The sequence below is a fragment of the Eudoraea chungangensis genome (assembly GCF_029360665.1).
In the GTDB taxonomy this organism is placed as follows: Bacteria; Bacteroidota; Bacteroidia; order Flavobacteriales; family Flavobacteriaceae; genus Eudoraea; species Eudoraea chungangensis.
The window spans coordinates 176,042-189,894 of record NZ_JARDUB010000001.1 but is presented as its reverse complement, the minus strand read 5'-3'; the positions used below and the strand labels follow the sequence as shown (position 1 = coordinate 189,894).

Annotated in this window: 11 protein-coding genes; 9 read left to right on the top strand and 2 right to left on the bottom strand. The window is 37.2% G+C overall.

The window, feature by feature from the left end; genetic code table 11:
- The first annotated feature begins 20 nt into the window (after positions 1-20).
- Positions 21-923, top strand: a complete 903-nt coding sequence (porN, locus tag PXG98_RS00850) for a type IX secretion system ring subunit PorN/GldN (protein ID WP_276388426.1) — start codon at positions 21-23, stop codon at positions 921-923.
- Between the two features lie 80 nt (positions 924-1,003).
- Positions 1,004-2,059, top strand: a complete 1,056-nt coding sequence (locus tag PXG98_RS00845) for an NAD(P)/FAD-dependent oxidoreductase (RefSeq protein WP_276388425.1) — start codon at positions 1,004-1,006, stop codon at positions 2,057-2,059.
- Here the strand turns inward: PXG98_RS00845 and PXG98_RS00840 are convergent.
- Positions 2,056-2,442, bottom strand: coding sequence for a DUF983 domain-containing protein (locus PXG98_RS00840; RefSeq protein WP_276388423.1), 387 nt, complete (start codon positions 2,440-2,442; stop codon positions 2,056-2,058). The genes PXG98_RS00845 and PXG98_RS00840 overlap by 4 nt on opposite strands.
- A 63-nt stretch (positions 2,443-2,505) precedes the next feature.
- Between PXG98_RS00840 and PXG98_RS00835 the strand changes: the two genes are divergently transcribed.
- From PXG98_RS00835 to PXG98_RS00810, 6 genes are all read left to right on the top strand, one after another.
- A complete protein-coding gene (locus PXG98_RS00835; protein WP_276388421.1) occupies positions 2,506-4,416 on the top strand; it encodes an ABC-F family ATP-binding cassette domain-containing protein in 1,911 nt (636 codons plus the stop codon).
- 182 nt (positions 4,417-4,598) lie between these two features.
- Entirely contained in the window at positions 4,599-5,063 is a 465-nt protein-coding gene (locus tag PXG98_RS00830; protein WP_276388420.1) for a MarR family winged helix-turn-helix transcriptional regulator, read from the top strand.
- A gap of 10 nt (positions 5,064-5,073) precedes the next feature.
- Positions 5,074-6,207, top strand: coding sequence for an efflux RND transporter periplasmic adaptor subunit (locus PXG98_RS00825; RefSeq protein WP_276388418.1), 1,134 nt, complete (start codon positions 5,074-5,076; stop codon positions 6,205-6,207).
- Positions 6,204-9,506 carry an efflux RND transporter permease subunit gene (locus tag PXG98_RS00820; RefSeq protein ID WP_276388417.1) on the top strand — a complete coding sequence of 1,101 codons (3,303 nt, stop codon included), beginning with the start codon at positions 6,204-6,206 and terminating at the stop codon, positions 9,504-9,506. Before PXG98_RS00825 ends, PXG98_RS00820 begins: the two co-directional genes overlap by 4 nt.
- The gene (locus PXG98_RS00815; RefSeq protein ID WP_276388416.1) at positions 9,503-10,849 is read left to right on the top strand and encodes a TolC family protein; all 1,347 of its coding nucleotides are present in this window, start codon (positions 9,503-9,505) and stop codon (positions 10,847-10,849) included. Before PXG98_RS00820 ends, PXG98_RS00815 begins: the two co-directional genes overlap by 4 nt.
- 42 nt (positions 10,850-10,891) lie before the next feature.
- Complete coding sequence (locus tag PXG98_RS00810; protein ID WP_276388414.1) at positions 10,892-11,071, top strand: CPXCG motif-containing cysteine-rich protein; 180 nt, start codon at positions 10,892-10,894, stop codon at positions 11,069-11,071.
- Between the two features lie 13 nt (positions 11,072-11,084).
- Here PXG98_RS00810 and PXG98_RS00805 read toward each other — a convergent pair whose 3' ends face one another.
- A complete protein-coding gene (locus PXG98_RS00805) occupies positions 11,085-11,825 on the bottom strand; it encodes a hypothetical protein (protein WP_276388413.1) in 741 nt (246 codons plus the stop codon).
- Positions 11,826-12,197: 372 nt separating this feature from the next.
- Here PXG98_RS00805 and PXG98_RS00800 point away from each other — a divergent pair, with 372 nt between their 5' ends.
- Positions 12,198-13,823, top strand: a complete 1,626-nt coding sequence (locus tag PXG98_RS00800; RefSeq protein WP_276388411.1) for a sodium:solute symporter — start codon at positions 12,198-12,200, stop codon at positions 13,821-13,823.
- Positions 13,824-13,853: the final 30 nt, after the last annotated feature.

Below are 13,853 nucleotides of genomic sequence, written 5' to 3'. Positions count from 1 at the left end.
ATAGTTAAAAGATATATTTTATGAATTGGAAGAATGTATTAATCGTTGGAGCCGTTACCCTTTTGCCCCTTTCAATGATGGCACAGGCAAATATTTTAAATGCCAAGAAGCCTGAGGAAATTGGGAAGAAGACGGAACAGCAGATAGCTGCTGATAACGACGCTCCTTTAGAATATGGTTATGTTGATGACAGGGATATTCTATGGTCTAAGACCGTTTGGGAAATTGTAGACCTAGATCAACGTGTAAATTTTCCGCTGTATTATCCTTTAGATACGATAGACATTGGTGCAGATAGAAGATCCTTATACGATGTTTTACTAAAAAACATTAAAAATGGGAAACTGACAGATGTATACGTAGATTCTTACTTTACTGAAAAGAGAAAGTTCAGTGACTTGGAGTCTACCTTAAGGAAGAAGGATACTACAGATATGGGGTACGAACAATTGAATGCCGGTGAAGCATTATCTCCTGAATATATCAATGAAAGAGAGATTACCGCCGCTGATATTGAAGAGTACAGGATTAAAGGAATCTGGTATTTTGACAAACGTCAAGGGGAATTGAAATACCGACTTCTGGGAATAGCTCCAGTTGCCCCGGATGTGAATTTTATAGATGATGAATCTATGGATATTCAAGATAATAAGGTAGCCTTGTTTTGGGTATGGTATCCAAGTGCTAGAGAAATTTTGCACAAGGCGAAAGTCTTTAATCAGGAAAATTCGGCCCAGCCAATATCCTTCGATATGCTGTTGAACGCCAGACGTTTTAATGGAAATATTTATAAGGAAGACAATGTTCATGGCGATAGGGTTATTAATGACTATATAGCAGATAATGCCCTTTTTCAACTTCTTGAATCGGATAGGATAAAAGAGTCTATTCGAGATAGAGAACAAGATATGTGGGCTTACTAAAGAAGTATTGATTCCAATTCAATAGCTTAATAAATTGAAAACGTCGTGTCTTTTGACACGGCGTTTTTTAGTTTTGTAATATGTTAGATTATTTAGTAGTAGGTCTTGGTTTGGCCGGAATATCCTTTTGTGAAAGCCTGGAGGAAAATAACAGATCCTTTGTGGTAATCGATAATGATTCTCAGAGAGCAAGTGTTGTTGCCGGGGGTCTATATAACCCGGTTATTTTAAAACGATTTAGCTTGGCTTGGAAAGCCGATAAGCAATTAATTGAGGCCATACCCTTTTACAGAAGTTTGGAAAACAAACTTCAGGTCTCACTAGATTTTAAACTTCCTGTTTTAAGAATCTTTGCCTCTATTGAAGAACAGAACCTGTGGTTTGAAGCGGCTGATAAACCAGCTTTACAGCCTTTTCTCTCTACAGATATTATCCCAAATAGGAATCCGCATATTGAAGCACCATTTGGTTATGGACAAGTACTTTCCACAGGAAGAGTAGATACCAAGGCCCTAGTGGCTCATTACAAAAGTTTCTTGGCACAAAAGAATGCCTACTATCAAGAGCTATTTGGATTTGAGGAGTTAGAAAAACACAAAGGTTTTTTTCAGTACAAAGATCTTAGGTTTAAGAAAATTGTCTTCACCTCGGGATTTGGTCTTAAAGAAAATCCTTTCTTTAATTATTTGCCACTTAATGGAACAAAAGGAGAATTGTTAACCATAGAGGCAGCTGAACTAAAAGAAAATAGAGTGATAAAATCTTCGGTATTTATAATACCATTAGAGAAGAATTTATACAGAGTGGGGGCTACCTATAAATGGAAGGATAAGAAGAACAAGCCCACACCGGAAGCCAAGGAAGAATTGTTAGCGAAATTAGATAGTTTTCTTAGTTGCTCGTATGTTGTGAAAGACCAGCAGGCTGGTATAAGACCTACGGTGGCAGATAGACGACCTCTGTTGGGTGCTCATCCAGAATATGAACATATGTATGTTTTAAATGGATTTGGTTCCAGAGGGGTTCTTATTGCACCATATGCTGCCAAAAGACTTTTTAACTATATAGAAAAGGATATCCCTTTAGATAAGGATATGGATATAGCCAGATATAGGAAAAAGTATGTAAAGTTCTAGTCGATCTGAATTGACTTCCCTTGGTATTTAATAAAAATATTAATCCAGATATTTCGGGATAGTCTTATTATGATGGGCATAAAAACTATTAGAGTACCTACTATGGCTAAAAAAGTATGAAAAAGACTTAGGTTAAATGCAAAAAATGCTACTACAAAAGCTGCTACAGCGAATGCAATTCCTACCGCATAACTAACGTACATGGCACCGTAAAAAAAAGAGGGCTCTATTTTATACTTCGTCTGGCAATGAGAGCAACGCTCATACATCTTAAATAAAGAACCCAAATGATAGGGGTTTTTTACTTTATACATACTCTCTTCGTGACATTTGGGACAACTTCCTGTTAAAATACTGTAGAGTTTGGTGCCTTTTTTTAACATTTGCAAAAGTTTATACAAAATTACGACTTTAAGTAATTTATAACCCTAATAACTTTCATAATAATGCTAAATGTCCATAATCTCTCCGTCGCCTTTGGAGGAGAATATCTTTTTCAGGAAATAGCTTTTCGCTTAAACGGCGGAGATAGGGTTGGGCTAATAGGAAAAAATGGTGCTGGCAAGTCTACTCTCTTAAAACTCCTAGCTAAAGAGACCTCTCCTGATTCTGGTACCTTGGCCACAGAAAAGGATGTTCGGATTGGATTTCTAAAACAAGACCTGGAATTTGAGCATGGCAGAACTGTATTAGAGGAGGCTTATGAGGCATTTGATCAGATTAAAGAAATAGAACGAAAGCTTGATGACGTTAATTCTCAATTAGCAGAGCGTACAGATTATGAAACCGAGTCTTATAATCAGTTGATGGTAGATTTAAATGATCTTACACATTTATATGAAGTACTCGGCGGATATAATTATCAGGGACAAACAGAGAGGATATTACTGGGACTTGGTTTTAAAAGGGAAGATTTTAACAAGCCAACAGAGACTTTCTCTGGTGGATGGCGTATGCGAATAGAACTGGCAAAGTTACTTCTTCAAAATAACGATGTACTGCTATTAGATGAGCCTACGAATCATTTGGATATTGACTCTATTTTATGGTTAGAACAATTTTTGTTGAATTATAGCGGGGCCTTGGTGATTGTCTCGCACGACAAAATGTTTTTAGACCAGGTGACCAACAGAACTATCGAGATTTCACTTGGAAGAATCTATGACTATAACAAGCCATATTCACAATACCTTCTTTTGCGTGATGAAATAAAGGCGCAACAGTTAAGTGCTCAAAAAAATCAGGAAAGGGAAATTCAGCAAACAGAAAAACTAATCGACAAGTTTAGAGCCAAAGCTTCGAAAGCAACCATGGCGCAGTCGTTAATTAAGAAGTTAGATCGAATGGAGCGTATTGAGGTAGACCAAGATGATCTTTCTGCCATGAAGTTGAAGTTTCCTGTTTCTGTAACTCCGGGGAAAGTAGTTTTTGAAATGGATAATTTGGCAAAGAGCTACGGCGATAAGGAGGTATTACAAGGGGTAGATATTCTTATGGAAAGGGATACCAAAATTGCCTTTGTAGGACAAAATGGACAGGGAAAAACCACCTTGGCTAAAATATTGGTTGGCGAACTGGAATATGAGGGAATCTTAAAACTTGGACATAATGTGCAGATAGGATATTTTGCCCAGAATCAAATGGATTATCTGGATGGGAACAAGACTATTTTAGATACCATGATTGATGCGGCCAACGAGTCTAATCGAAGTAAGGTAAGAGACATCCTAGGGTCTTTTTTATTCCAGGGAGATGATGTAGATAAATATGTTAAAGTATTGTCGGGGGGAGAGCGAAATCGATTGGCCTTGGCAAAGATGCTCCTTCAACCATTTAATGTGCTGGTCATGGATGAGCCAACCAACCATCTAGACATTAAATCTAAACAAGTTTTAAAAGAAGCCCTAATTAAGTTTGAAGGAACTTTAATAGTAGTTTCTCACGACAGGGATTTTCTTCAAGATCTGACTAATAAAGTATACGAATTCAAGGATCGAAACATTAAGGAATACTTGGGCGATATAAACTACTTTCTGGAAGAAAGACAGGCCGAAAACTTTAGAGAAATTGAAAAGAAAACAGATAAAAAACAAAAAGGAAAAAAAGCAAAGACCCTTGGCCAAGATTATACCGCACAAAAGAGAATAAAGTCCCTGAAAAATAAGTTGAGCTCTGTAGAATCTAAGATTTCTCAACTAGAGAAAGAGATTGGGACCATAGATCATGAATTACTTATGGATTATGATAAAACTATAGCTAAAGAAGGTTTTTTTGATGCCTATCAAAAAAAGAAAAAAGATTTAGAAAGTCTGATGGTAGAATGGGAGACAATTACTATGGATTTAGAAAATTTCTAAGCCTTCTGTGAATTTGTCTATCATATCTTCCTTGGGTATCGCTACCTAATAAAGAAATAAATGCAATACACTTTCTTGCACTGTTTTGTTATACTTTTCAAGACAATAAATTAAACATAAATTAAGATAGTTTTAACTTTAGTTGCATATGCAACTAAAGTTATTTGCGTTAGATTTGCGACGTGAGTGAGATAGATTTAATTATTGACCTTGATGCATTGGTTGCCCCTTGGATTGGCAAAACCTCTAAAATGGCAGATTGTTATTTACAAGAGTCCTTTCTTCAAAATGGACTGGACTTGAGTAAAGAACAAATGGTAATTTTAAAAAAATTACATGAGAAAGATGGCTTAATGCAGAATGAATTGGCTTATCTAACCTTAAGAGATAAGTCTTCTCTTGCCAGATTATTGGCAAAAATGGAGAAGAAGAACTACATTTTTAGAGAACAGCATCGTTCAGATAAGAGAATTAATATAGTTTATTTAACGGATACAGGCAGAAATGTTTTTAAAAAAACCCGCCCAATTATTCATAGGCTGAAAGAGATTATGGAGGATGATATTTCACAAAAGGAGAAAGACCAATTAATTGCTACCCTGAAAAAAATACAGAAGAATTTCAATCGAACCTTAGATACATATTAAATCAGATTACATGAGAAAAATAATACTATCAATTCTTGGAATCGTTATTATAATAGCATCCTTTTTTATTGCTAGGTCTATTATAAACAGTAAAACGAGACCAAAGGCCAAGGTAGAAAAAGTGGTTAAAACAGTTTTTGCCGAACAAGTGAAGAATGGCGTAGTCCCCATCGTTGTTCCGGCGAATGGCAATCTTGTGGCCAAGAGGAGAGTAGAGCTTTTTTCTGAGGTTCAAGGAGTGTTTAAAAAAGGGAATAAATATTTTAAGGCTGGAGAGACTTATCGAAAGGGAGAGACCATTATAAATATTGATGCTGCAGAATATTATGCCAGCGTACAATCTTCCAAAAGCGATTTATATAACCTCATCACCTCCATAATGCCGGATTTAAGGCTAGACTATCCAGAAGTATATCCTAAATGGCAGGCATATTTAACCAGCTTTGATTTAGACAAGTCTACCCCCGAGTTTCCTGAGATGACAACCGAAAAGGAGAAATTCTTTATTTCTGGCCGAGGTATTTTAACCAGTTATTATAATGTTAAAAATCAGGAGCAGCGTTTAAGTAAATACAAAATCTATGCACCTTTTAGCGGTGTTCTAACCGAGGCTTTGGTGACCGAGGGAACTTTGGTACGGTCTGGTCAGAAACTTGGAGAATTTATTAATACCGATGTGTATGAACTGGAAGTCTCTGTGAGTAAAACCTACAGCGATCTCTTAAAGGTTAACGAGCAGGTAGAACTGGTGAATTTAGAGAGGACCAAGACTTACAATGGTAAAGTAGCACGAATAAATGGAAGCATAGATCAGGCCTCCCAAACGATTAAAGCATTTATAGACGTAAGCGATAAAGACCTGAGAGAGGGAATGTATCTAGAAGCGAGTTTAAATGCAAAAGAAGAAACTGATGCCATAGAGATTGACAGGAGTTTACTTTTAGAAAACAATCAAATTTTCGTAGTGAGAGATTCTCTTTTAGACCTTATTGATGTGAAACCTGTATATTTTTCTGATAGACAGGTTGTTCTTAAGGATATCCCCGACGGGACTACAATTATTACCAGGCCGGTAGTTGGCGCGTATGCCGGAATGCTGGTTAAAGTATATGGAGAGGACCCTGCAAACAATAAAAAGTCATGAGAAATATAATTGCATATTTTATAAAATATCATGTAGCGGTAAATGTTATTATTATCGCAATTCTAATTTTTGGAGTTGTTGGGGCATCTTCTTTAAAGTCTTCATTCTTTCCATTAGCGGATTCCAAAAATGTAACTATAACCATAAACTATCCGGGCGCCTCTCCTCAGGAGATAGAAGAGGGAATAGTCCTGAAAATTGAAGATAATTTAAAAGGCCTAGAAGGGGTAGAACGCGTTACTTCAACCGCGAGAGAAAATAGTGGTACAATCGATGTAGAAATAGAAAAGGGTAGAAGTATCGATTTTATGCTACTCGAGGTAAAGAATTCTGTAGATAGGGTGCCTTCATTTCCAACAGGGATGGAACCTCTGGTAGTGTCCAAGAGAGAGGCGGTAAGACCTACTATAACTTTTGCCATTAGTGGAGAAAAGATTCCGCTGGTTACCTTAAAGCAGATTGCACGGCAGATTGAAATGGATCTTAGGGCAATAGACGGCATCTCGCAAATTACAATCTCCGGATATCCGCAGGAAGAAATTGAAATTGCAGTTAATGAAAATAGTCTTTTGGCCTATGGAATGTCTTTTACCGAGGTTTCTCAGGCAGTTTCTAATGCCAATATCCTTGTCACTGGGGGAAATATAAAAACCAATGCCGAAGAATATCTTATTAGGGCGAATAACAGATCGTATTATGGAGATGAGCTGTCCAATTTAATTATTAGGGCAGACCCGGGTGGACAAACCGTACGGCTAAAAGATGTAGCCATCGTTCGAGATAGATTTGCAGAAACACCGAATGCGGCCTATTTCGACGGTAACCTGTCGGTAACTACAACGGTAACAAGTACCAATACCGAGGATCTAATTTCTTCTGCTGAAAAAGTAAAAGCCTATGTTGACGATTTTAATGGGAAGTACAATAATGTTAAGTTAGATGTAGTAAGAGATCTTTCCATTACCCTTAACCAGAGAACGGAACTTCTTACCAAGAATGCCATAATGGGTATGATCTTGGTCTTGTTGTTTCTCTCTGTGTTTTTAAATACACGCCTAGCATTTTGGGTTGCCTTTGGTTTGCCAATTGCGTTTTTGGCCATGTTTGTATTTGCGGGCTTCTTTAATGTTACTATTAATATTCTTTCCTTATTTGGGATGATTATTGTAATAGGAATTCTGGTAGATGATGGAATCGTAATAGCAGAAAACATTTACCAACATTACGAAAAAGGTAAGTCGCCCATTCAAGCCGCCATTGATGGCACTATGGAAGTAATTCCTCCTATTGTCACTGCGATTGTTACCACAATTCTCGCATTCTCTATCTTCCTGTTCTTAGATGGAAGGATAGGTGAATTTTTTGGGGAAGTTTCGGTAATTGTTATCATAACCTTGGCCGTATCTCTCTTGGAAGCATTAATTATACTGCCAGCCCATTTAGCACATTCCAAGGCACTAAGACCACACAATCCTAACCCTACTACGATGTTTGGCAAAATATTCGCAAAACTCCGGGTGATTAATAAATGGGGAGACGATCTGATGTCTTGGCTGAGAGATAAGATGTATACACCTACACTGATTTTTGCAATGAAGTATAAGTTGCTTACTTTTTCCTTCTTTGTCTTTGCACTAATTATCACTTTTGGGTCTATTGGCGGAGGTATCATACGAATGACTTTCTTTCCAAATGTTGCCAGTGACAGGGTTCAAATAGAATTGAACATGCCTAATGGAACAAATGAAAGAGTTACAGATTCTATTATTTCATTAATAGAGGAAAAGGCTGAAATTGTAAATCAGGAATTAACAGAGAAATACTTAAAAGGAACAGGGAAGACACTTTACGAAAACATAATAAAAAATGTTGGTCCTGGATCTGCCGCGGCAACCTTGTCTATTAACTTATTACCTGGTGAAGAAAGACCGGATGTTATTGTTTCCAGTATGGTTTCGAATCGGGTTAGGGAATTGGTAGGTCCCATTATTGGCGTAGAAAGTTTAGTCTATGGTTCAGGAGGAAATTTTGGGGGAGATCCTGTTTCGGTTTCTTTATTGGGTTACAATATAAAAGAACTAAAAGGAGCCAAAAATGAGCTTAAGCAGGCGATGTTAGACAACCCTGCTTTAAAAGATGTAGCGGACAATGACCCCGCAGGAATAAAGGAAATTAGAATAGAACTTAAGGAGAATGCCTATTTATTAGGGCTCAATCTGAGAACCGTAATGAATCAGGTAAGAGCTGGCTTTTTCGGGACTCAGGCACAGCGCTTCCAAAGGGGACAGGATGAGATTAGAGTTTGGGTGCGTTACGATAGAGCGAATAGATCCTCTATTACGGATTTGGATGAAATGAGAATAGTTACTCCAAATGGAAGTAGAATTCCCTTTAAGGAAATTGCTTCCTACACTATAGAAAGAGGTGATGTAGCCATTAACCATTTAGACGGGCAAAGAGAGATCCAGTTGTCGTCCGACCTAACAGATGCAAAAAAGGTTAGTGCTACGGATGTTATGACGGAAATACGAACAGAAATAATGCCGGATATTTTATCCAGATATCCTACCGTAACTCCTTCTTATGAAGGGCAGAATAGAGAAGCAGGAAAACTACTTCGCTCTTTAAAATTTGTAGGTTTAAGTGTATTGTTTTTGATGTATCTAACCATAGCTTTCACTTTTAGAAGCTTTAGTCAGCCTTTAATGCTCTTACTTCTAGTGCCCTTTAGTTTAACCACCGTCGCCTGGGGACATTATATTCATGATTTTCCTATTAATATTATATCCATGTTGGGTATTATAGCGCTAATTGGGATTATGGTGAACGATGGATTAGTCCTTATTGGAAAGTTTAATAATAACCTGCGGAAAGGAATGCTTTTTGATGATGCCTTAATGGAAGCTGGCAGATCTCGTTTTAGAGCAATATTCTTGACTTCTTTAACAACTATTGCAGGTCTTGCTCCTTTAATGCTTGAACAAAGCAGACAGGCCAGATTTTTAATACCAATGGCCATCTCTATTGCCTATGGTATTGCATTTGCAACGGTACTTACGTTAATTATGCTTCCAATTTTCTTGTCTTTCAGTAACAAAATGAAGGTGTCAACAAAATGGCTAGCTACGGGCAACAAAGTTGCTAAAGAAGGAGTAGAAAGAGCAATAAAAGAACAGCACGAAGAACTTAATTTAAATAGTCAGATGCTCTCTAAACTGGTTGAAGATTCCTCAAATGGATCTTCCCATTCTTCTGAACAGAGCCAACCAATTGAAGAACTAGAAGGGAAACAACAATGAGAAAAATTGTAACAGTAGTTATGCTTTTAGGTGTTTTAATCACATCTGAAGCACAGGAAAGATTATTGTCTAAATCTGAAGCCATTAGTCTGGCTCTGGAAAAGAATTTTGGAATACTAGTGGCAAGAAATGACGTGGCCATAGCCGACAATAATCAGGATGTTTTAAATTCCGGTTTTTTACCTTCCTTGACAGGCGTAGCTGGGGCTAATTATAATAGGGATGATTCCAATATTGAATTTCCTGGGCAGGTAGATGAAGATGGGAATCCAAGACCTGATCTGGAACTTAGACAGGCCGAATCTCAACGCTACAATGCCGGCTTAAATTTGAATTATACCTTGTTTGATGGAATGGGTCGTTATTATAACTATAAAAGCCTTCAGGAACAATATCAGCTAACGGAATTGCAGGCTCGGCAGACTATCGAATTAACTATTCTTGAATTAATGACTATTTACTTTGAGGTAGCCCGGCTTACGGAGAACGAAAAAGTACAGCAACAGGCTTTAGAAATTTCAAAAGACAGAATAAAAAGAGCCGAATACGCCTTTGAATACGGGCAAAATACGCAATTAGACGTACTTAATGCTGAGGTAGATTTTACCAACGATAGTATTACTCTTTTGAATACGCAGCAACTACTAAATAATACCAAACGCGATTTAAATGTTGTTTTAAATGAAGATATATACAACACTTATGAGGTGGATACCTTAATTAGTTTTATTCCCAAACCCCAAATATTGGAAATGGTAGAAGAGGGAGATGAGAACAATGTATCTATTTTGCAGACTGAAAGTAGCCTTGCTATAAATGAGTACGATATAAAAGTTAGTAAATCTGGGTATTTGCCTGTAGTTGGTCTGGTTGGTTCTTATGGATGGAATTTGAATCAAACTGCCAATAGTGCGTTTTTTCCCGGAGTAAATAACACCACTATGAATTTAGCGCTTGGAGCGAGCTTGAGTTGGAATTTATTTGATGGAGGAAGCACTATTACACGTGTCCGTAATGCCAAGATCGCCTATGAAAACCAGGAACTAATAAAGAATCAAGTTGCTTTGGAGGTAAACAGAGATATTCAAAATGCTTTGGAGACTTATCAGAACAGACTTACGATCTTTGAGATCCAGGAACAGGCCGTAATTACAAATAGAAATAATTTTGAACGTTCACAGGAACAGTACCAATTAGGGAGAATTACTTCTATTGTATTTAGGCAGGCGCAGATAAACCTGCTTAATGCCCAGACCATTAAGAATTTGGCAAAATATGATGCTAAATTGGCCGAATTGCAGTTATTGCAATTAACCGGACAATTACTTAATGTGGATTATTAACTGTCTTTTGCATTTGTTCAAGATTTCTGAAGATGTCTTAAAATGTTAGAACAATTTTTTCAATGCCCCTATTGCTGGGAAGAAATATCTATGCTTTTAGATCCTTCTATTCGCCAGCAACTATATATTGAAGATTGTGAAATATGTTGCAACCCCATAGAAATAAGTATTCATTTTGAAGGCGAAATTTTACAATCTTTTCAAGCCAATACTCTTGAATAATGATAGTAATATATTAAAACTGGAATCCGATTTTAATATAAAACCCGTTTATATTTCCGTTGAAAATAGCCTCATCCGCGGGAAAATCTAAATGATAGCTTCTAAAGCCAAATGAAGCCATAAAAGTTTTGGTAAAAAGGTATTTTGCATTTATAATGAATTGATAAGAATTTATATCATTTAGAATTCTTGGACCATAATCAGCATATCCAACAAATTCTATTTTTTTATGAGGGCGATACCTCAGATTAGTCCCAATTACCGGATCCAGCCAAAAGTTGCTTCGTCTTCCTGTAATGGGAATGTCTCCTTTTAAATTTGTAGTCAAATCAATTTTGAAGTACAAAAACTTACTCCCTAGTAAGATATCCGTTTCAATTTTTTTCTTTTTTAATAAACGATAACCAATGCCAAAATCGCCAGACATATAGGTGAGCTTGATAATATTATCTTGAAAAATCAATTCCAAGGGCGTTATTGCTTCACTTTCTAATATTAGTGTGGAATAGTTAAACTGAGCAACAATATCTTTAGCTCGGTACTGACCTGCCAACATTAGCGCAAATTTGATGGAGTTTTGAATGTCTTTAAAGCCTACATCTATATCGTACTTTGGAGGTGGGGGAATTGGAAAGTTTGTTGGTTCCGGAGGTCTATAAATGGTACCTTCAAGACCAATAAACCAGAAATAAGGGCTAATACGGAAATTCCAATCGTTCCATAAAGAATCAACTTTTTTTTGCTCTTGTGCCAAAACGTGGGTTTGAGAACAGAAAAAGAATAGCCATAATGCAGACCACCTTAAAAGGGTAGGTGTTCTAGAAGGAGTATAAATAGAAATGGGCCTCTTGTATTTGGTTTCACGATAAAAATAAGAAAGTTTTTAGTTTTTAATACTAAAGATCAACCTTACCGCAATAAATATATCTAAAGATTTTTATGACTTAGTTTATCAGGTATACCTTATATGGTGGGAGAATATAAACACTATAAACTTTTAATATTGCTCGATTTTATGCGGTTGCAAATAAGTTTTAAAGGATTTGTTTATCTTACCTTTTTTAACGGCAATTCTTGAAACTAACTGCCGGAGAATTCGTGGTAAAATTTATTTTATTTAGACATAATGAAGGGATTAGATAGTTTGGACTGGCTTGTTATTGCCCTATATTTTTTGGTGCTCTTGGGAGTAGCCTGGTGGGTAATAAAACAAAAACAAAAAAATACGGAAGACTATTTTCTCGCCGGCAGAAACATTGGCTGGTTTGTAGTTGGAGCCTCCATATTTGCCTCAAATATTGGGTCTGAACATGTTGTAGGTCTTGCAGGAAATGGGGCGGGGGATAAGATGCCCTTGCTGATATACGAATTACATGCCTGGATTGTACTAATGCTAGGGTGGGTGTTTCTGCCATTTTATGCCAGAAGTGGGGTATTTACCATGCCAGAGTTTTTGGAAAAGAGATTTGATTCCAGATCCAGATGGGTTTTGTCTGTAGTATCACTCATTGCCTATATTCTTACCAAAGTTTCCGTAACTATTTATGCCGGAGGCGTGGTGGTTTCAGCACTTTTAGGAATTCCATTTTGGATAGGTGCCGTCGCTACAGTGGTTCTTACGGGAATATATACCGTTTTAGGAGGTATGCGAGCTGTAGTCTATACCGAAACCATACAGGCAATAGTCTTGGTGCTTGGAGCTGGAATTTTGACCTTTTTAGGTTTGGATGCTGTTGGCGGTTGGGGTGAGTTAAAAGATACGGTTGGGCCTGAATACTTTAATATGTGGCGTGCAAATTCTGATCCGGACTATCCTTGGCTTCCTTTATTTATTACCAGTACTGTTGTTGGAATATGGTATTGGTGCACCGATCAGGTAATTGTTCAAAGAGTTCTAACTGCTAAAAATATTAAAGAAGGCAGAAGAGGGAGTATTTTTGGAGCACTTTTAAAGTTAATGCCTGTTTTTCTCTTTTTGATTCCCGGAGTCATAGCCTTGGCCCTAAAAATGCAAGGAAAATTACACTGGGAGAATCCGGACGAGGCCTTTCCAGTATTGATGAGCAATTTAATGCCTTCAGGGCTGAGAGGGTTGGTGGCGGCAGGTCTTTTAGCAGCGCTTATGAGTTCTTTGGCTTCTGTTTTTAATTCGTGTTCCACATTATTTACACTGGACATCTACAAAAAACTTAAGCCGGAAAAACCCGAAGAAGAATTGGTTAAAACCGGAAGAATTGCTACCTTTTTTGTAGTAGGACTTGGTTTATTGTGGATACCAATTATTACTACTTTGTCTGATGGACTTTATGAATATTTGCAAAATGTCCAAGCCTATATTTCACCTCCCATAGCCGCAGTGTTTCTTCTGGGAATTTTCTATAAGAGACTGAACGCAAACGGGGCACTGGCAACCCTAGTAGGAGGCTTTTTAATCGGTTTTGGAAAATTAACTTTGGAAATTATCAAATCTAATTTCACAGAAGGAAGCTTTATTTACGCCATCGCAGATATAAATTGGTTGGTGTTTGGAGCTTATTTCTTCGCCTTATGTATAGCAATTGCAGTATCCGTAAGTCTTCTTTACCCTGCTCCTTCTGCAAGTCAGTTAAAAGGGTTAACTTTCGGTACAATTGATGCAAGCCAAAAAGCAGAAAATAAGGCCAGCTATAACTGGGTAGATATAGCAACTTCAATACTTATTATTGCCATTGTCGGGTATATCATGATTTCTTTTAGTACCCTGAGCCTATAAGGGACAGATAGTCTAGTTACAAGGCTTGTC